This is a genomic window from Pseudomonas sp. 20-5 (assembly GCF_056782835.1).
On the sequence record NZ_CM165584.1, the window covers coordinates 2911542 to 2931034 of the forward strand.

A 19493-nucleotide genomic window follows, 5' to 3' on the forward strand; every position below is an offset into this window, starting at 1 on the left:
GTTCAGAGCTGGGCGTAACGGCTGCTGATGCGGATGCTGCCGTCGTCGCGGTGCTCGAGATCCACCGGCAGGACCTTCGGCAGGGCCTCCACCAGGTTGCGTATCTCACGGGTGCTGTAGATGCCGCCGATGCGCAGTTCGGCGCTGGTCTTGTCGGTGAGGACCAGCGGATGCTCCAGGTAGCGGTTGATCAGCGGTAGGGCCTGAGCCAGCGGCAGGTCGTCGAGAATCAGGCGGCCTTCGCGCCAGGCCAGTGCCTGACGGGTATCGACCGCCTCGACCAGCGGTTGCAGCAGCCCGGGGTAGTAGCTGGCCTGCATGCCCGGGGTCAGGCTGCTGTCGTTGCCCGAGCCTTCGCTGCGGACCTTCACCGAGCCTTCGGTCACGGTGACGACGACGTTGTCTTGGTACTTCCAGACGTTGAAGCGGGTCCCGGTGACGGTGATCGAACCCTTGCCGGCCCTGACCACGAAGGGGTGGGCCGTATCGTGGGTGACATGGAAATAGGCCTCGCCGTTGTCCAGTACGACGCGGCGGATGTCCCTGAAGTTGGCGAAGCTGAGGTGGGTCTTGAGATCCAGTTCTACCTCGCTGCCGTCGGGGAGGGTGACGTGGCGGATATTGTCCTGCGCCGTGTAGCGTTGATAGCTGGAGGGAATCCAGCCCTGCAACCAGCCCAGGTAGGCCGAGGCGGGGAGCAGGAACAGAGCGAGCGCGGCAGCTCGCGCCTGGTTTCTCCAGTGGCGCCTGCGGGTAGTACGCGGGCGCGGCCAGGCCGGGGCGGCCGCCGGGGTGTCGGAGCGGCGGGGCAGCAATTCGCTGAGTTGCCAGATTTCTTCCATTGCTGCGTATTCGTCGGCGTGCCTCGGATCGCTCGCCAGCCAGCGACGGAACTCGGCACGCTCTTCCTCGCTACAGTCCTCGGCATGCAGGCGCATGCACCAGTGTGCGGCGTCCTGGACCAAGGTGTCGCTGTCGGCGGGGAGGGGTGTCTTCATCGAGGGTTCCGTTTGCGCCCTGTCGTCTCTGTTCGATGGCAAGGCTTTAAAGCTGGATGAGAATTATTATAAATTTAATGATTTCAGGCTGCCAACATCGCCTGTGGGGTTTCCCATTCTGTCAAGGATAGCGCTCACGCGGTAGCGAGCAGGAGTTGTCTTGGAAAACCATTATCGGGAGCTGTTGCGCTTTCTCAGCGCCAGGCTCGGAGACCGACAGGCGGCGGCCGACGTTGCTCACGACGCGTATTTGCGCGTGCTGGAACGCTCCAGTCAAGCGCGAATCGAGCATCCGCGGGCGTTCCTGTACCGGACGGCGCTCAATCTCGCGGTCGACGAGCATCGCCGCAGCCGGGTGCGCAAGGCCGAGCCCTTGCACGTCCTCGACGAGGAGGAGGGTATGTCCGAGCCTTCCCCCCAGGTACTCGAGGACCAGCGCCAGCGCCTCGACCTCTTGACCCTGGCGCTGAACGAACTGCCGCCGCTGTGCCGCGAGTCCTTCCTCCTGCGCAAGCTGGAAGGTCTTTCCCACAACGAGATAGCGGCGCACCTGAATATCTCCCGCAGTCTCGTGGAAAAGCACATCGTCAATGCGATGAGGCACTGCCGCCTGCGCATGCAAGCCTGGGAGTCCAGTTGATCCAGCGCGGTTAAATTTCGTTTCCCGGTCCTCGTTCCTAGTCAACAGACGCCCTTACGGGCCGCTCTTGACCTATCGCTCCCCGGTTTCGGGAGCCTATCCAGAGGACACTGGAAATGACCCAGGCTACAGCAACCGCCGTCGTTCACGACCTTATCGGTATCGGCTTCGGCCCCTCGAACATCGCCCTGGCGATCGCCCTTGAGGAACGCGCGAGGACCCAGGGGGAACTGCAAGTCCTGTTCCTCGACAAACAGGCCGACTATCGCTGGCACGGCAATACCCTGGTCAGCCAGAGCGAGTTGCAGATTTCCTTCCTCAAGGACCTGGTATCCCTGCGCAATCCAACCAGTCCCTATTCCTTCGTCAACTACCTGCACAAACATGGGCGCCTGGTGGACTTCATCAACCTGGGCACCTTCTACCCCTGCCGCATGGAGTTCAACGACTATCTGCGCTGGGTCGCCGGCCACTTCGCCGAGCAGAGCCGTTACGGCGAGGAAGTGCTGTCGGTCGAGCCGATGCTGGTCGAGCGCAAGGTCGAGGCGCTGCGGGTGACTTCGCGCAACGCCGAAGGCGAGGAGCTTGTGCGGACCACTCGCTCGGTGGTGGTCAGCGCCGGCGGTACGCCGCGAATTCCCCTGGCGTTCCGCCACCTGAAGGACGATGGCAGGGTCTTCCACCATTCGCAGTATCTGGAACGCATGCTCAAGCAGCCCTGTGTCAACGGCCAGCCGATGAAAGTCGCGATCATCGGCGGCGGACAGAGTGCCGCCGAAGCCTTCATCGATCTCAACGACAGCTATCCATCGGTACAGGTCGACCTGATCCTGCGCGGTTCGGCGCTGAAGCCGGCGGACGACAGTCCGTTCGTCAACGAAGTATTCGCGCCCGAGTTCACCGACCTGATCTACAACCAGGAAGGCGCGGAGCGTGAGCGCCTGGTGCGCGAGTACCACAACACCAACTATTCAGTGGTGGATATCGACCTGATCGAGCGTATTTACGGCATCTTCTATCGCCAGAAGGTTTCCGGAGTCCCGCGCCACGCCTTCCGTAGCCTGCGCTCGGTTGAGAAGGCCACGGCAGGCGCCGAGGGTATCGAGCTGGCGCTGCGTAATACCGCCAATGGCGAACTGAGCGTGCAGCGCTACGACCTGGTAATCCTCGCCACCGGTTATGAGCGGCAGTTGCATCGTCAACTGCTGGAGCCGATGGCCGACTACCTCGGGGACTTCGAGGTCGACCGCAACTATCGTCTGATCACCGACCAGCGTTGCCAGGCGTCGATCTACATGCAGGGCTTCTGCCAGGCCAGCCATGGCCTCAGCGACACCCTGCTGTCGGTGCTGCCGGTACGTGCCGAGGAAATCTCCGGCTCCCTGTACCAGCACCTGAAGCCCGGCGCTCCGGCCCGCGCCCTGCACGAGCACGCCCTGGCCAGCTGATCGGCGCTACGCCGCCACGCCCTGTGTTGCCCGTTTCCCCGCCAGGGGATGCCCGGCACGCAGGGCGTTTTCGTTGCATGTCCCGGCCGTTCCGGCCACCACTTTGCAGAGAAACGACATCGATGGGGATGCGTACCGTACTGACCGGCCTGGCCGGCATGCTGTTGGGTTCGATGATGCCGGTCCAGGCCGATATGCCGCGGCCGACCGGGCTGGCCGCGGACATCCGCTGGACCGCCTATGGCGTGCCGCACATCCGGGCCAAGGATGAGCGCGGCCTGGGCTATGGCATCGGCTACGCCTACGCGCGCGACAACGCCTGCCTGCTGGCCGAGGAGATCGTCACCGCGCGCGGCGAGCGGGCGCGCTATTTCGGCAGCGAGGGCAAGTCGTCGGCCGAGCTGGACAACCTGCCGTCCGACATCTTCTACGCCTGGCTCAACCAACCCGAGGCGCTGCAAGCCTTCTGGCAGGCGCAGACGCCCGCGGTACGCCAGTTGCTCGAAGGCTACGCCGCCGGTTTCAACCGCTTCCTCCGCGAGGCCGACGGCAAGACCACCAGTTGCCTTGGCCAGCCCTGGCTGCGGGCCATCGCGACCGATGACCTGCTGCGCCTGACCCGGCGCCTGCTGGTCGAAGGCGGGGTCGGCCAATTCGCCGACGCGCTGGTGGCCGCCGCGCCGCCCGGCACGGAGAAGGTCGCCCTGAGCGGCGAGCAGGCGTTCCAGGTCGCCGAGCAGCGGCGCCAGCGCTTCCGCCTGGAGCGCGGCAGCAACGCCATTGCCGTTGGCAGCGAACGTTCGGCGGACGGCAAGGGCATGCTCCTGGCCAACCCGCACTTCCCCTGGAACGGCGCGATGCGTTTCTACCAGATGCACCTGACCATTCCCGGCCGGCTCGACGTGATGGGGGCCTCGCTGCCCGGTCTGCCGGTGGTCAACATCGGCTTCAGCCGCCACCTGGCCTGGACCCACACGGTGGATACCTCCAGCCACTTCACCCTGTATCGCCTGGCGCTGGACCCGAAGGACCCGCGGCGCTACCTGGTCGACGGTCGTTCGCTGCCGCTGGAGGAGAAGTCCGTCGCGATTGAGGTGCGCGGCGCCGACGGCAAGCTGTCGCGCGTCGAGCACAAGGTCTACCAGTCGATCTACGGCCCGCTGGTGGTCTGGCCCGGCAAGCTGGACTGGAACCGCAGCGAGGCCTATGCGCTGCGTGACGCCAACCTGGAGAACACCCGGGTACTGCAACAGTGGTACTCGATCAACCAGGCCAGCGACGTCGCCGACCTGCGCCGGCGCGTCGAGGCGCTACAGGGCATCCCCTGGGTCAACACCCTGGCCGCGGACGAGCAGGGCAACGCCCTGTACATGAACCAGTCGGTGGTGCCCTACCTGAAGCCGGAACTGATTCCCGCCTGCGCCATTCCGCAACTGGTCGCCGAAGGCCTGCCGGCCCTCCAGGGGCAGGACAGCCGCTGTGCCTGGAGTCGCGACCCGGCCGCGGCCCAGGCTGGCATCACCCCGGCGGCGCAACTGCCGGTGCTGTTGCGCAGGGACTTCGTGCAGAACTCCAACGACAGCGCCTGGCTGACCAACCCGGCGAGCCCGCTGCAGGGCTTCTCGCCCCTGGTCAGCCAGGAGAAACCCATCGGTCCGCGGGCGCGCTACGCCCTGAGCCGGCTACAGGGCAAGCAGCCGCTGGAGGCGAAGACGCTCGAGGAAATGGTCACCGCCAACCATGTCTTCAGCGCCGACCAGGTGCTGCCGGACCTGCTCCGCCTGTGCCGCGACAACCAGGGCGAGAAGTCCCTTGCCCGCGCCTGCGCGGCCCTGGCGCAGTGGGACCGTGGCGCCAACCTCGACAGCGGCAGCGGCTTCGTCTACTTCCAGCGCTTCATGCAACGCTTCGCCGAACTCGACGGCGCGTGGAAGGAACCGTTCGATGCGCAACGTCCCCTGGATACGCCGCAAGGCATCGCCCTCGACCGGCCGCAGGTGGCGACCCAGGTGCGCCAGGCGCTGGCGGACGCGGCGGCGGAGGTGGAGAAGAGCGGGATTCCCGACGGCGCGCGCTGGGGCGACCTGCAAGTGAGCACCCGTGGCCAGGAACGCATTGCGATTCCCGGCGGCGATGGCCATTTCGGGGTCTACAACGCGATCCAGAGCGTCCGCAAGGGCGACCACCTGGAGGTGGTCGGCGGCACCAGCTACATCCAGCTGGTGACCTTCCCCGAGGAAGGGCCCAAGGCTCGCGGGTTGCTGGCTTTCTCCCAGTCCAGCGATCCGCGCTCGCCGCACTACCGCGACCAGACCGAGCTGTTTTCCCGCCAGCAATGGCAGACCTTGCCGTTCAGCGACAGGCAGATCGACGCCGACCCGCAACTGCAACGGCTAAGCATTCGCGAATGATAAGCAATGCCTATCAGATCTGATGGGAAAAAAACTGACGGTTTTTCCGCGCTCGTTCGTCTTTAACCATAGAGGCGGCCCACAGCCGCCCGGTTCCAGGGAACACGTGCAGGCAGCGAGCAGGGATGCTCGGCTTCGGCGGGGACCCGCTACCCACTCGTCCACGAAAGGAGCGTCACGATGACCCATTCGCCCGTCAAACAGATGTTGAAGGAGGCCGGCCTGAAGATGAGCCTGGCCCGGCTGAAAGTGATCGATGCGCTCTGGGAAGCCTCGGGGGAGCAGGGCCGGGTGCCGATCCGCACCCTGCACCGGCGTCTCTCCGAAACCGGTACGCCGCTGTCCCTGGTGAGCATCCGCCAGGTCCTCGGGCGCCTGGTGGAAAGCGGCCTGGTGACCCTCGACGAACAGGATGTCTACAGCCCCGGCAAGGCTTCCTGGGGCGGTGCCGCCGGTTCCGCGGCGCCCGAGCGCCGCGCCGCGGCCAACGAGCAGCGGCTCTGACGCGGTATCCCTGATCTCGGGCAGCGGGTAAAGTCTGCCCCATGCTCAATCCCGACGATTTCCGTTTTCCTTCCATCGAAGCGTTGCAGGCGTTCGAAGCGGCTGCCCGGCTGGGTACCTTCGAGCGCGCCGCCGAACTCCTGTCGATCACCGGCAGCGCCGCCAGCAAGCGGGTTTCCGGTCTCGAGGGGATGCTCGGGGTGAGCCTGTTGCAGCGCGACGGCCGCTCGCTGGCGCTGACCTCCCACGGCCGCGAGTACCTCGAACAGATCGCGCCGATCCTCGCCCAGCTCGCGGCGGTTCCGCTGCATCGTCGCCAGGTCCAGCGCCAGCAGCGGCTGACCCTGCGCACGCCGCCGACCTTCGCCCGGCAGATCCTGATTCCGCGCCTGGCGTCCTTCGCCGAGGCCTGTCCGGAAATCGAGCTGGAGATTCTCCTGTCGAGTCCTTCGGACGGCCAGGACCTGCCGCTGGCCGACGTCGAGGTGCGCGGCGACAGCCATGGCGTGGCGGCCGGCGAGCGGCTGCTGGAGGAGCGCGTGCTACCGATGGCCGCGCCGGGGCTGCTGCTCGGCCTGCCGCGGCCCTGGACGCCAGCCATGCTCGCCGGCCTGCCGTTGCTGCGCTCGCCGCTGGAGCCCTGGCAGCCGTGGTTCCGCGTGGCCGGGCTGGACTGGCCGGAGCCCTGCGCCGGGCCGCGCCTGCTCGATTTGGGCATGACCCTGGAAGCCGCCGCCAACGGCCAGGGCGTGGCCCTCGCGCGACCCTCGCTGGCGCGCGCCTGGCTTGCCGAGGGGCGGCTGGTGGTGCTGTTCCCGCTGCGTTCGGCGCCCACCCACCATTACCACCTGCGCAGCCACCAGGCCTCGCCGGCCAGCCAGCGTTTCGCCGCCTGGCTGGCGGCGATCTGCCGCGAGGCGGTGGTCCAGGGCAGGGAATTCCTTCCGGCGGCGGACGACTGAAACGGCGGAATTTCCTTCCGCCGATGCCGACAATTATTCCGCCTGCGGCGGTACGTCGCGCTCTACCATCCAGCCACCCCCGAAGGAGTGGACTGCATGAGCGTCATCACCGATATCGAAGACCTGCGCCGCCTGGCGCGCAAGCGCGTGCCGCGGATGTTCTACGACTACGCCGACTCCGGTTCCTGGAGCGAAGGCACCTACCGCGCCAACCAGGACGACTTCGCCGCGATCAAGCTGCGCCAGCGGGTCGCGCGGAATATCGAGAACCGCTCGCTGCGCACCCGCATGCTCGGCCAGGAGATGGCCATGCCGGTGGCCATCGCGCCCACCGGGCTGGCCGGCATGCAGCATGCCGACGGCGAGATCCTCGCCGCCCGCGCCGCCGCCGAGTTCGGCGTGCGCTACACCCTCTCGACCATGAGCATCTGTTCCCTGGAGGACATCGCCACGGAAGTCGGCCAGCCGTTCTGGTTCCAGCTCTACGTGATGCGCGACCGCGATTTCATCGAACGCCTGATCGACCGTGCCAAGGCCGCCGGCTGCGACGCGCTGGTGCTGACCCTCGACCTGCAGATCATCGGCCAGCGCCACAAGGACCTGAAGAACGGTCTCTCGGCGCCGCCGCGGCCGACCCTGGCCAACCTGCTGAACATCGCCACCAAGCCGCGCTGGGCGCTGGGCATGCTCGGCACCCGGCGTCGCGGTTTCGGCAACATCGTCGGGCACGTCAAGGGCGTCGACGACATGGGCTCACTGTCCGAGTGGACCGCCCGCCAGTTCGACCCGCGGCTGAACTGGGGCGACGTCGAATGGATCAAGCGGCGCTGGGGCGGCAAGCTGGTACTCAAGGGCATTCTCGATGCCGAGGATGCGCGGTTGGCCGCCGACTCCGGCGCCGATGCGCTGGTCGTCAGCAACCATGGCGGACGCCAACTGGACGGCGCGCCCTCGACCATCAGCGCGCTGCCGGCGATCGTCGAGGCGGTGGGCGAGCGCATCGAGGTCTGGCTCGACAGCGGCATCCGTTCCGGGCAGGACGTGCTCAAGGCCATCGCCCTCGGTGCGCGCGGGACCATGATCGGCCGTCCCTATCTCTACGGGCTGGGCGCGCTGGGGCAGGCCGGAGTGACGCGGGCGCTGGAGATCATAGCCCGCGAGCTGGACCTGACCATGGCCTTCTGCGGCCATACCGACATCCGCGAGGTCGGCCGGGACATCCTGTTGCCGGGAAGCTATCCGCGATAGCTGCGAACGGCGAATGGAAGGGAAGAGCGCAAGCCGCGCGGCTCGACGGCCGCGCGGCAAACAGGATCAGGCGGCGGAACTCCAGCGCAGGACGATGCTGCCGTCGCGCTGCGGGTCGAGCAGCCACTGGTTGGAACGGTCGAAGCTTTCCAGCAGGTGGGCCCAGTCGCCCTCGTCTTCGCCGGGCAATCGGGAAATGCAGGCCTGGCAGGCCTGTTGCGCGGCCGGGGCGTGGATGATGCGCTGGATGCGGGTGTTCAGCAGGTCATAGGCCGTGGGCAGGGCGGGGATCGATGCAGTGTGGTTCATGGGTGCCTCCGCTTGCTTTCTCGGTTATGGGTGGGTGGATAAAGGAACCCTCGGTTCCGGCGAGATACCTTTGTAGCGGAACTCGTGTGAAGAAAGTATTGCAACGTTGTCGCAGGGGCACGCCGCAGGGATGTACGGCTCTTGGCAACGGCTCTGGCGGTAGGCGACACTGCGTCGCGAGGAAAATCGTTGCGCATTGTTTCAATGCGCGGAAAGGCGTTTTTCCAGGGATGGGCTTTGACCGGCACCCAGTGCAAGGCAAGGTGACCGGTACTTCTCGACGGATACGACTGCATGGCGTTAGAACCTTCCGATGTTTTGCTCGAATCGGTGTTTTGTCAGCTGGATGCCGACACCCCGCGTTCCCTCCATGATCTCAAGGGCGACCCCAGGGCCAACCTGCTGGCGATCCGCCTGCTGTTCCGCCAGGGCCGCATCACCGGCGTGCTGCTGGACGACCCCAGCGGTGCCGAGGACCAGCATGGGCCGTTGATCTACCACGCCGAGCGCCTGCGCGTGCGGCGCGGCTAACGCCGTTTCCCCTGGCCGAGCCGCTCGCTTTCCGGCGAGCGGCGAGGAGCGGGCCACCGGGAAGGCTGCCTCGCCCGGGCGATTCCCGCCCGGCTTGGGTATCGTTGAATTCCATTCAACGATACGTTCAGTTCTGCCAGGTTATGCGCCGCAGTCCTCTCGCCAATAATCTCCCTTCAGTCCGATGAGAGACTCGCCGCGCCCATGGGGGCGGCGCAGTCGCCGTGCGACTCCATAACCAGAAACCAGAAAAGGCGTGCACCGATGATTACCCTGAACCTCAATGGCAAGGATCATCAGCTCGATGTCACCGAGGATATGCCCTTGCTCTGGGCTATTCGCGACGTCGTCGGCTATACCGGGACCAAGTTCGGCTGCGGCATGGGCCTGTGCGGCTCCTGCACCATCCATATCGACGGCCAGGCCACCCGTTCCTGCATCACGCCGGTGAGCCTGGCGCAGGGCAGGAAGGTCACCACCATCGACCACCTGCACACCGACAAGGTCGGCGAAGTCGTCCAGCAGGCCTGGCTGGACATCGGCGTGGCGCAGTGCGGCTACTGCCAGGGCGGGCAGATCATGTCGGCCACGGCGTTGCTGAAGAGCAACCCCGCGCCCAGCGACGAGCAGATCGAGGCGGCCATGGCCGGCAACATCTGCCGCTGCGGCACCTACAACCGGATCAAGACGGCGATCCACAACGCCTCCGCCAAGTTGCAGGAGGCCAAGGCATGAAGCGCTCGTACCCCGACGATCTGGTCATCGGCAATCTCAGCCGCCGCGGTTTCCTCAAGGGCGTCGGCGCCACCGGCGTGCTGCTGGTGGCTGCCAACTGGGGCTGGCGCGACGCCCTGGCCGCCGAGAAGAAGGCCTTTGGCGCCGACGCCATGCCCCACGGCTGGGTGGACAACCCGAAGATCTACGTGAGCATCGACCGGGACGGCACGGTCGGCATCGTCTGCAACCGCTCGGAAATGGGCCAGGGCGTGCGCACCAGCCTGGCGATGGTGGTGGCCGACGAGCTGGAGGCCGACTGGAGCCGGGTCAAGGTGATCCAGGCGCCCGGCGACGAAGCGCGCTACGGCAACCAGGACACCGATGGCTCGCGCAGCATGCGCCATTGGTTCGAACCCATGCGCCGCTGCGGTGCGGCGGCGCGACAGATGCTCGAACAGGCCGCGGCCAACCAGTGGAAGGTCCCGCTGGGCGAGTGCCGCGCCGAACAGAACAAGGTGCTGCATGCGCCCAGCGGCCGTTCGCTGTCCTTCGGCGAACTGGCCGAGGCCGCCGCGGGTCTCGAAGTGCCGGCGCGCGACAAGCTGCTGCTGAAGAAGCCCGAGCAGTTCCGCTACATCGGCAAGGACGTGGCGCGCGCCATCGACGGCGCCGATATCGTCAATGGCCGCGCCGGCTTCGGCTTCGACGCGCGCTTCGACGACATGCTCTACGCCGTGGTCGCCCGGCCGCCGGTCTACGGCGGCAAGCTCAAGCGCTACGACGCCGCCGCGGCGCTGAAGGTGCCGGGGGTGGTCAAGGTGATCGAGATCGAGGGCCGGCCGATCCCGTCCGAGTTCCAGCCGCTGGGCGGGGTCGCCGTGGTGGCGCAGAACACCTGGGCGGCGATCAAGGGGCGCGAGGCGCTGGTGGTCGAGTGGGACGCCGGGGTCAACGGCGGCTACGACTCGGTGGCCTACCGCAAGCAACTGGAAGAGGCCGCGCGCAAACCGGGCAAGGTGGTGCGCGACAGCGGCGATGCCGCGGCGCTGTTCGCCAAGGGTGGGGATATCGTCGAGGCCGAGTACTACCTGCCGCACCTGGCCCAGGCGCCGATGGAACCGCCGGTCTCCACCGCCTGGTACAAAGACGGCGCCTGCGAGGTCTGGGCCCCGACCCAGGCGCCGCAAGTGACCCGCGAGCGCATCGCCGAGCGCCTGAAACTGCCGTTCGACAAGGTCACGGTCAACGTGACCCTGCTCGGCGGCGGTTTCGGCCGCAAGTCCAAGCCCGACTTCGTGCTGGAAGCGGCGATCCTGGCCAAGGCGTTCCCCGGTCGCCACCTGCGCGTGCAGTGGACCCGCGAGGACGACCTGCATTTCTCCTATTTCCACACGGTCTCGGTGGAGCGCCTGCAGGCCGTGCTCGGCGCCGACGGGCTGCCGCAGGCTTGGCTGCATCGCTCGGTGGCGCCGAGCATCACCGCACTGTTCGGCCCGGACAGCAAGCACCAGGGCGCCTTCGAACTGGGCATGGGCCTGACCAACCTGCCGTTCGCCATCCCCAACGTGCGCCTGGAGAACCCCGAGGCCCCGGCGCACACCCGGGTCGGCTGGTTCCGCTCGGTCTCCAACATTCCCCACGCCTTCGCCATCCAGAGCTTCGTCGGCGAACTGGCGGCGAAGGCCGGCCAGGACCCGAAGGACTACCTGCTCAAGCTGCTCGGCCCGGCGCGGCGAATCGACACCGCCGAACTCGGCGACAGCTGGAACTACGGCGAGTCGCCGGAGCGCTACCCGCTCGATGTCGGCCGCCTGCGCGGGGTGATCGAGGAGGCGGCGCGCCAGTCCGGCTGGGGCGGCGAGCTGCCCAGGGGCAGGGCGCGGGGAATCGCCGCGCACTACAGCTTCGTCACCTACGTGGCGGTGGTGATCGAGGTGGAGGTGAAGGACGACGGCGCGCTGCTGGTGCACAAGGCCACCATCGCCGCCGACTGCGGTCCGCAGATCAACCCCGAGCGCATCCGCTCGCAGCTCGAAGGCGCCTGCGTGATGGGCCTGGGCCTGGCGGCGCTGGGCGAGATCAGCTTCAAGGATGGCAAGGTCCAGCAGGACAACTTCCACCAGTACGAGCTGGCGCGCATGCCGCTGGCGCCCAAGGCGGTGTCGGTGCATCTGCTCAAGCCGGATGGCGACCTGCCGTTGGGCGGGGTCGGCGAGCCCGGCGTGCCGCCGATAGCGCCGGCGCTGTGCAACGCGATCTTCGCCGCCACCGGCAAGCGCATCCGCGAGTTGCCGATCCGCAATCAGTTGCAGGGGTGGCGGAAGGCCTAGGTCCTTCGTCCTGGTCGTCGTCTGCGTGAGTTCGCGCGAGCGCAGGCGATGGATCAGGTTCTACGCGGAAGTCGTTGTCGAAGAAGAGTTTTCCGTGCCGTCGTCCTTCCCTGGCAGAGGCCTGTCGGCGGATAACGCGGGTGGCCTCGTTCGCCCTGCGCAGCGAAGGCGGCAAGCGGACGCCAGGGCGGACAACGGGTAGCGTTATGCGCCGCCTTGTCGTCTCAACTTAAAGTGAATTCTAGTATTTTATTTATCTTATTAATCAATAAGATAAATAGTTTATTAAAAGTATTTTATAAGAAGTGGGAGTCTTCCCAGCCGCTCCAGGCCGCCTGCTTACCGTCGAAACCTGATAGGCAATTCTCCAGGATCGACGACCCCGCGTCGTCCGTGCGCGAGGCCGTCATGGCGGTTCAGTAGATCGGCAGGTCCGGTTCGGGCAGGGCGACGATGTCGTTCGCCGTCAGCCCCAGCAGGCTCATCAGCGCCGGGTCGCGCAACGGCGACTCGCCGCGTACCGGGCCGAAGATTTGCGCCATGTGCCTGCGCAGGCTGGCCACCCGTTGGCGATCGGCCATCCAGCGGGTGAAATCGTGCACGTCGACGTTCTTCAGCGACTCCAGTGGCGGCAGCCCAGGCGCTTCGCCGACGTCGGCGCGGGCGCGCCAGCCGCCGTAGCTGGACTGGAACTCGGCCGAGCCCAGGTAGGACAGCAGCAGCTTGGCCGTGGCCGGATGACGGGCGGCCTTGAAGATCGCCGCGCGCTGGTTCCAGACGATGAACGGCTCGTCGGTCGGGATGAAGTAGCCGGCCGGCGTATCGCTGTCGGTCGCATAGCCGGTCAGGTTGCCCAGCGAACCGATGGAGTCGGTGCCCACCGAGGCCGCCGGCGCCGCCGTGCCGCGCAGGAAGTTCGGCTTCTGCGCCGCCAGGGCGCGCAGGAAACCGCTGCCGTAGCGCCGTTCCAGCTTGTCGTAGACGTACAGCACCGCATCGTCGTCATGGGGATAGGTCAGCACCAGCTTGCCCTTGAAGGCCGGCTTCAGGTAATCGGCGAAGCGCGTCGGATAGCGCTCCGCTGGCAGCCGGACGGAAGCGTAGGTCGGCACGAAGGCGTTGTTGTAGGCCGTGACATAGGCGCCGTCGGGATCGGCGTAGCCTTTCTTCTGCCGGGCGAAGCCGACCGGCTTGTAGCGCAGCAGCACGTCGCGGGCCTTCCATCTGTCGAAATCGAAGGTGGTTTGCAGCATCGCCACGTCCGGCGTCAGGGTGCCGGCGGCGAGTTCCTGGTCGATGCGCAGGTCGTGGAACTTGGAGAGGTCCACCGTGACGTCCAGGGTCACGCCGGGAAAGCGGCTCTCGAAGGCCGTCTTCAACCAGTCCATCTGGTTCGGCGCGTCGCCGCCGGCCCAGAGCACCACCTTGCCGCCTTCGCCCCGTGCGCGGGCGTAGAGCGAAGCGAGCCTGTCGGTCTCGCCGGGAATGACCAGGGTCGCCCCCGCGGTTTCCGGCCCTAGAGCTGGCTTTCGTGGCAATTTTCCCGCCGTTTCGCTGGCGAACGAAGAAGATGCGAAGACCAGAACCCATGCCGCCATCAGCGGCTTCACCCTGTCGATCATGTGCCGTTCCTCTGCTGAAAACGAGCGTCGCCGCTCCCGGTGAGGCCGGCGCGCAGGCGCGCCCCTCATGGATGGGACTGGTCCGCCGCGACGGGCTTCAGCGCCGCGAGGAGACTTCGCGGAAAATCGCGGCAGACTTCTCGTTTCGGCATTCTCGGATGCTTGCGCGGGAACTCCGGGTACGGCCGCGTGGAACCTGCCTAGAAGCCGGCCTTCACCGCCAGCGCCGCGGCGGCCGTCCGCGTGTTCACTTCCAGGGCGCGCAGTAGCGAGGAAACGTGCACGCGCACGGTGAACGGAGAGATCGACAGCGCGCGGCCGATTTCCTTGTTCGACAGGCCATCGGCGATCAGCCGCAGTACCGCTTGCTGCCGTGGGGTCAGGGCGTCCAGGAGGGCGCGTTGCCGAATGCCGGCGCTCGACCCGCCGCGCAGGCGCACCACCGGTTCGCCGCTGCCGAGCGTCTGCAACGCCGTGCCGATCTCCCCGGCCTCCAGGGATTTGCCGAGGTAGCCGTCGGCGCCGGCGGCCAGCACCTCGTCCACCAGGCGCGGGTCGTCGAGCATCGAGACGATGACGATTGCACTGTGCCGATAGGCGCGGCGCAAGCGCTCGATGGACTGGGAGGCGGCGAAGCCGGGAAGCAGCAGGTCGAGGACGAAGAGGGCGGGAGGTTCCGGCGAGACGCTCGAGGCCAGGCGCAGCACCTCGTCGAAGCTGCCCGCTTCGCTTACGGCGGCTTGCGGGAGGTAGCGGCGGACGACCCGTCTCAGGCCATCGCGGAACAGGGGATAGTCATCGGCGACGATGACCCGTGCGGGGAGGCTTCTTGTGCTAGGCATTGTCGTCCCGTCCTTGGGGGCGGCCAGGGTACGGCAACCCCTGCATCGACCGGCCGCGGGCCGGCCGGCGAGGGCGCTGCGGGCACCGTTCGATCCGCCGAAAATCCTTTTTCGTCGATCCCTGTCGCGGAGCTCCGCCCCGCATCACAGCGGAATTCTAGCGCCGCTGGCGACACGCATGTCGGGCATTCGTCAGAAAAACAGCAAGCCAGCCCCACGGCGAGCGCGATGGGCTGGTCTATCCTGCTACAACGCCATCGCGCTCGGGAGGACGGCATGGGCTGCCCGCAGGTCTGCGCCGGCGCCACCCTGCAATGCAGCTTCGGGGCGGCGCCGACGGTGCTCAACGTGTTGCCGCAGAACCGCACCCTGACCAGCGGGATGCCGGCGGCGAACATCATGGACCACATCCCGCTGCTGAACATTCCCACCTTCGGTCTCTGCCAGAGTCCGGCCAACCCCGTGGTGGCCGCCGCCACCGCCGCCGCCCTCGGCGTACTGACGCCGATGCCGTGCATTCCCGCCACCGCCAGCCCGTGGATCCCCGGCGGCCCGCCGACCCTGCTGCTGGGCGGGATGCCCGCGCTGGACGCCAATGGCACGCTGATCTGCACCTGGGGCGGAGTGATCAAGATCAGCGTGCCGGGACAGGTGCAGATGCTGATTCCCTGAGCGCCGCCTGGCCGATGCGCGCCTAGGGCTCCGCCAGCCTGGTCCACCACCAGCGCCAGCGCGCCATGGGCTTGCCCTCGCTGTCCAGCGGCCGGCCGTCGTCGGCGAACGGCTGGGCGCCGTCCAGTAGCTGGCCGTTCAGGTAGCGTCCGTCGAAGGCCAGTTGGCCATTGCCATGGAAGCGTTGGTAGACCCCGTCGCGTACGCCGTCGCGGTAATGCTCGCGCTCGGCCACCTGGCCGTTGGCGAAATAGTTGAGCGCTTCGCCGTGGAGCAGCCCGTTGCGGTAGTGCGCCTTGCGCTGCAACCAGCCTTCCGCGGCATGGAAACTCGCCGGCCCGTGCAGCTTGCCGTCGACGAAGGCGAGTTGCGCGGAGACCTTGCCGTTGGGATGGAACAGGGTGCTGGCGCCGTGCAACTGGCCCTGCCGGTAGCCGAGGCTGGCCTGCGGCCTGTCGTGCTCGTCGATGCGCAACGGGCCTTCCAGGCTGCCGTCGAGCAGGTTGCCGGCGAGATGGCTGTCGCCACGAACCAGGTCGAGCTTGCCGGATGCCGCCATGCGCTTCTCCTCAGTTGACCTTTACCAGGCCGCCCTTGATGGTCAGCATGCCGCCGCCGTCCACCGTCTGTTCGGCGCCGGCCTTGTTGGTCAGGCTGACGCCGGCATCGTTGGTCAGGCTGGTGCCGGCCTTGTTGGTGAGGGAGGTGCCGGCCTGGTTGGTCAGCGACGTCCCGGCCTTGCTGGTCAGCGAGGTGCCAGCCTGGGCGGCGAGGTCGGCGTCGCTCTTCAGGGTCAGGCTGCCGCCGCTCTGCAGGGCGAGGGTGCCGCTGACCTTGATGGTCAGGTTGCCGTCCACCGTCAGCTCGAAGTTGCCGCTGACCTTGTGGCTGTAGTTGCCGCCGGTGCTGTGGGTCTGGTCGGCGCCCACCGTCACCGTGCGCGTGTCCTTCACATCCAGACTGTCGCTGCCGGTCTGGATGGTCACCGTGCGCTTGCCTTTCTCCAGGGTGACGGTCTCGTCGCCTTCCTTCACCGTGCGGGTGCGGGCGTTCTGCACCGTCAGGGTCTCGTCGTGGCCGATGCTGGCGGTGCTGTCGTTGAGCACGTTGACGTTGAGGTCCTTCTGCGCCTGGAGGAAGACTTCCTCGGCGTCCTTCTTGTCCTCGAAGCGCAGCTCGTTGAAACCGCCGCCGCCCTTCGACGAGTTGGTCTTGATCCCGGACTGCGTCTGGTTGTCCGGCAGCGGGTAGGGCAGGGCGTTGTCGCCGTTGTAGACGCAGCCGGTGACCAGCGGGCGGTCCGGGTCGCCGTCGATGAAGGTGACGATCACTTCCTGGCCGATGCGCGGCACGAACTGCATGCCGAAGCCCTTGCCGCTCCAGGGCAGCACCACGCGCACCCAGCAGGAGGAGGTCTCGTCGTTCTTGCCGTCGCGGTCCCAGGGGAACTGGATCTTGATCCGGCCGTACTGGTCGGTCCAGATCTCCTCGCCGGCCTTGCCCACCACCAGGGCGGTCTGGGTGTGCATGCGCGGCTTGGGCGTGACCCGCGCGGGGCGGTAGGCGGTGGCCTTGGGGATCGCCTCGAAGCGGTTGCGGTAGTGCGCGTGACTGGCGTCATGGGTGACCGAGGTCAGCACCCAGTCGATATTCAGCGAATCGTCGTCATGCCCGCTGAGGGTGAACCAGTGGCCGGGCACCAGCCAGCGGCAGTCGCTCTCGCCGATCAGGCGCGTCTCCTGGCTGCGCAGGCCGTCGATGCGTTGCTTGGTCAGGCTGTCGCCCTGGGCCTTGGCGGTGTAGCCGCCGGGGTGCTGGTAGACGCCGGCGGCGCCGGAAACCGCCTCGGCCTGGGAGTACAGCGAGGTGCCCGGGGTGGTGAACTCGTAGTCGGTGGCGCTGTAGGTCCCGGATACCGCCTGGAGGCTGTACTGCGCCGAACGCACGCCCTGCAACTCGCGCACGCCGATTCCTTGGCCCAGGTAGGCCACTTGCGGGCCGTTGGGAATCGGCGGGAAGGCGTCGTTGCTGTCGGCCAGCACCAGGGTGTGCTTGCCGGCGGCATGGGTGAAGAACCAGAAGATGCCGTCTTCCTCCAGCAGCCGCGAAACGAAGGCGAGATCGCTCTCTCCGTACTGCACGCAGTATTCGCGGGGCTGGTAGCTGCCGCTGAGCTGCAACTGGTAGTCGCTGAAGCCGTGCTGGTCGAAGACCTGGGTGACGATGTCGCTGGTGGCCAGGTTCTGGAACACCCGGTTGTTGCTGGCCAGCGTCAGCCACCAGAGCCAGGGGCGCAACAGCACCTGGTAGCGCTCGGCGCTGGCATCGCCGGGGAGTTGGCGGATCTCCGCGACCAGGCCGTCGAGCGGACGCTGGTCGGCGTCGTTGTGCAGGGTGGCGGTGAGATGGGTGGCGATTGCGCCGTCCAGGGCTAAGGGGCTGGCGCTGTAGCCCAGCAGTTCCCAACCGGGCAGTGCGTTCAGGCGTTCTTCCCCGGCCAGACGCTCCGGGAACAGGGCTGCCAGCGCCGAGGCGGTCAGGGAGAGGCTGGTAGTGCTATCGGTGGGACGGGGCATCTGGGTCCCTCGTTTCTGTCGGGACAGCGGCGACGACTACATGTAACTGATGCGTTTGCCGATGGCCTTCCTGTTCTCTGGGTCGCTTCCGGGCACCTGCTGGCAGGCATAGCTCCACCATTCCTTGCGTAGGGCATTTTCCGACAATGGTGCTTCGTCCCAGGGGCCGAGGCCGACGCAGCGGTATTCGAACAGTACCGTGGAGTAGTGGTTGTCGTCGTAGCCGGGTTGTGCGCCTCGGCAACTGTAGTAGGCATGCAGCAGCTCATGAGCCAGGCCGATTGCCGGAGGACGTATCCGGTTCAGCGGGTTGGTCGCTGTGGGATTCCATCTCACATGGGCGGAACAGCCAGCCGAAGGCGGCGAAACGTCCTTAAGGGCAACTATGGTCGCAAGCCGCGCATGGTTCTGCTGGGCATCGCTGAGGCGGTGGGGTAGCGGCTGTCCGGCAAGCCAGGCCGCTACTTCGTGGTTGGTGATGGCGATGTTGTGGGCGGAGATACCGAAATGACCGCTGTAGCTCTGCTCATTGAAATAGCCTTCATTGCTGTCGCTCCAGCGGAAGTAGCGGTGGTCGAACAGCAGCATCCAGCGGTTGGCATACTGGCGGGCGCGCTCTAGATAGCCGTAAAGGCCACCACCGTTGCCCGGCACGCCGTCCAGGGCCCAATGCGGCGAACTGTTGATGACATAGGTCAGCCACTGGGTCTGCGCCTGCGGAGCGATGCCTGTCTGATTGAGCGCGATCTGGGTCTGGGGGCCGGGACCGGTTCCTACGATGATTTCTCTGGCGACCTGATTGAGCGCCATGGGCTGATTGGTGGACTGGACATTGTTGCCCAGCGACGAGGGGGTGATGTCGACGAAATTGTTCGTCGTGTAGAGGTTCCAGAGCAGCGATGCGCCCGTCGGCGTAGCGTTTATGTAGTTCAGCGCGCGATACACCTGTCCCTTGAAGGCGGAGGGATACGGGCTTTCCTCGTAGAAGCCGGTGGCTTCGTTGAGCACCTCCCAATCGCTGTCCTGGGTCAGCACGGCGATTCCGGGTGGGGTCGCATGATACAGGCCGTTCGTGGGGCGCCAGTATTCGATGGTTCGGGGCATGACGGCAGTCCTCGAAGGTGGGGCAGTTCGGCGGGCGTTCAGCGTCGGTAGAACACCAGCCCGGTGGGTGCGAAGAGGAAGATGGTGTTGTCGGGGGCGCCGTCGTAGCCGTCATCGCTGGAGACGACGATAGTACGTGGTCCGTTCTGGGCGAGCTGGCGGTAGCCGGCGCGGCAGCGCGTACAGGGTGCGACGCTCTGGCGCACGATGATGTTGCCAACGATGGCGTTGATGCGACCGACCAGGGCATCGTTGAACAGTGTGTTCTCGTAGCAAACGGCGGAGCCGGCTTTCTGACCGACGAACTGGCTGGTGATGGTCAGAGACGCGCCACCGGGCACGTATTGGGCGATGTGGAAGGAAATACCGTCGGACACACCACCGCGCCTGGTCCTCGGGGCCTCGGTCAGACGTAGGGCGTCGGCAGCGTTCATCATGGCGGTCAGCGTCGCGCCGTTGGGCATTCCGGTCCTTCCACGTCGGTCGTGATCGACGCCGGGACCGACCAGGGTCGGGATGTCTATGGCTTTTCCGGCTACCGTGTTTATTCCGCAAAGATCGTTCCAGTTCATGAATTCG

Annotated in this window: 18 protein-coding genes; 10 read left to right on the top strand and 8 right to left on the bottom strand. The window is 66.6% G+C overall.

Translation table 11 applies throughout. The features are described from left to right. Window positions 1-2 precede the first annotated feature (2 nt). On the bottom strand, window positions 3-998 hold the full coding sequence (locus AC1RB9_RS13435) for a FecR family protein (protein ID WP_003144014.1): 996 nt from the start codon (window positions 996-998) through the stop codon (window positions 3-5). Window positions 999-1158: 160 nt separating this feature from the next. Here AC1RB9_RS13435 and AC1RB9_RS13440 point away from each other — a divergent pair, with 160 nt between their 5' ends. From AC1RB9_RS13440 to lldA, 6 genes are all read left to right on the top strand, one after another. Continuing rightward, window positions 1159-1638 carry a sigma-70 family RNA polymerase sigma factor gene (locus AC1RB9_RS13440; RefSeq protein ID WP_003122684.1) on the top strand — a complete coding sequence of 160 codons (480 nt, stop codon included), beginning with the start codon at window positions 1159-1161 and terminating at the stop codon, window positions 1636-1638. 116 nt (window positions 1639-1754) lie between these two features. Then, window positions 1755-3086 (top strand): lysine N(6)-hydroxylase/L-ornithine N(5)-oxygenase family protein, encoded by a 1332-nt coding sequence (locus AC1RB9_RS13445; protein ID WP_003144017.1) that lies wholly within the window; start codon window positions 1755-1757, stop codon window positions 3084-3086. 122 nt (window positions 3087-3208) lie between these two features. Beyond that, window positions 3209-5497 carry a bifunctional acylase PvdQ gene (pvdQ, locus tag AC1RB9_RS13450; protein WP_003139299.1) on the top strand — a complete coding sequence of 763 codons (2289 nt, stop codon included), beginning with the start codon at window positions 3209-3211 and terminating at the stop codon, window positions 5495-5497. Window positions 5498-5677: 180 nt separating this feature from the next. Next, window positions 5678-6001 carry a transcriptional repressor gene (locus tag AC1RB9_RS13455; protein ID WP_003089535.1) on the top strand — a complete coding sequence of 108 codons (324 nt, stop codon included), beginning with the start codon at window positions 5678-5680 and terminating at the stop codon, window positions 5999-6001. A gap of 41 nt (window positions 6002-6042) precedes the next feature. Next, a complete protein-coding gene (locus tag AC1RB9_RS13460) occupies window positions 6043-6963 on the top strand; it encodes a LysR substrate-binding domain-containing protein (RefSeq protein ID WP_003114511.1) in 921 nt (306 codons plus the stop codon). A gap of 96 nt (window positions 6964-7059) precedes the next feature. Continuing rightward, window positions 7060-8211: an L-lactate dehydrogenase LldA gene (lldA, locus tag AC1RB9_RS13465; RefSeq protein WP_003104946.1), complete on the top strand. Its 1152-nt coding sequence runs from the start codon at window positions 7060-7062 to the stop codon at window positions 8209-8211. Window positions 8212-8277: 66 nt separating this feature from the next. On the opposite strand, the gene AC1RB9_RS13470 is transcribed toward lldA, so the two are convergent. Beyond that, window positions 8278-8520, bottom strand: coding sequence for a DUF1654 domain-containing protein (locus AC1RB9_RS13470; RefSeq protein WP_003089526.1), 243 nt, complete (start codon window positions 8518-8520; stop codon window positions 8278-8280). A 294-nt stretch (window positions 8521-8814) separates the two neighbouring features. On the opposite strand from AC1RB9_RS13470, the gene AC1RB9_RS13475 reads away from it, so the two are divergent. The 3 genes from AC1RB9_RS13475 (at window position 8815) to AC1RB9_RS13485 (ending at window position 12098) form a co-directional block, all read left to right on the top strand. Then, complete coding sequence (locus tag AC1RB9_RS13475; protein WP_003104944.1) at window positions 8815-9051, top strand: hypothetical protein; 237 nt, start codon at window positions 8815-8817, stop codon at window positions 9049-9051. A 264-nt stretch (window positions 9052-9315) separates the two neighbouring features. Continuing rightward, window positions 9316-9786: a (2Fe-2S)-binding protein gene (locus AC1RB9_RS13480; protein ID WP_003089521.1), complete on the top strand. Its 471-nt coding sequence runs from the start codon at window positions 9316-9318 to the stop codon at window positions 9784-9786. Then, complete coding sequence (locus AC1RB9_RS13485) at window positions 9783-12098, top strand: xanthine dehydrogenase family protein molybdopterin-binding subunit (RefSeq protein ID WP_003114512.1); 2316 nt, start codon at window positions 9783-9785, stop codon at window positions 12096-12098. Before AC1RB9_RS13480 ends, AC1RB9_RS13485 begins: the two co-directional genes overlap by 4 nt. Before the next feature lie 416 nt (window positions 12099-12514). Here the strand turns inward: AC1RB9_RS13485 and AC1RB9_RS13490 are convergent, their stop codons facing one another. Next, complete coding sequence (locus AC1RB9_RS13490) at window positions 12515-13720, bottom strand: ABC transporter substrate-binding protein (protein ID WP_003115787.1); 1206 nt, start codon at window positions 13718-13720, stop codon at window positions 12515-12517. 200 nt (window positions 13721-13920) lie between these two features. Next, window positions 13921-14562, bottom strand: coding sequence for a LuxR C-terminal-related transcriptional regulator (locus tag AC1RB9_RS13495; protein WP_003450958.1), 642 nt, complete (start codon window positions 14560-14562; stop codon window positions 13921-13923). A 276-nt stretch (window positions 14563-14838) separates the two neighbouring features. Here AC1RB9_RS13495 and AC1RB9_RS13500 point away from each other — a divergent pair, with 276 nt between their 5' ends. Next, complete coding sequence (locus AC1RB9_RS13500; RefSeq protein ID WP_003089513.1) at window positions 14839-15234, top strand: DUF4280 domain-containing protein; 396 nt, start codon at window positions 14839-14841, stop codon at window positions 15232-15234. Between the two features lie 22 nt (window positions 15235-15256). Here AC1RB9_RS13500 and AC1RB9_RS13505 read toward each other — a convergent pair whose 3' ends face one another. Genes AC1RB9_RS13505 through AC1RB9_RS13520 form a run of 4 tightly spaced genes read right to left on the bottom strand, consistent with a single transcriptional unit; the run spans window position 15257 to window position 19486 of the window. Then, complete coding sequence (locus AC1RB9_RS13505; protein ID WP_003122691.1) at window positions 15257-15793, bottom strand: toxin-antitoxin system YwqK family antitoxin; 537 nt, start codon at window positions 15791-15793, stop codon at window positions 15257-15259. A gap of 10 nt (window positions 15794-15803) precedes the next feature. After that, window positions 15804-17810: a type VI secretion system Vgr family protein gene (locus AC1RB9_RS13510; protein WP_003450956.1), complete on the bottom strand. Its 2007-nt coding sequence runs from the start codon at window positions 17808-17810 to the stop codon at window positions 15804-15806. A gap of 36 nt (window positions 17811-17846) precedes the next feature. After that, window positions 17847-18914: a type III secretion system effector protein gene (locus AC1RB9_RS13515; protein WP_003124577.1), complete on the bottom strand. Its 1068-nt coding sequence runs from the start codon at window positions 18912-18914 to the stop codon at window positions 17847-17849. A gap of 38 nt (window positions 18915-18952) precedes the next feature. Next, entirely contained in the window at window positions 18953-19486 is a 534-nt protein-coding gene (locus tag AC1RB9_RS13520; RefSeq protein WP_003124578.1) for a hypothetical protein, read from the bottom strand. Window positions 19487-19493: the final 7 nt, after the last annotated feature.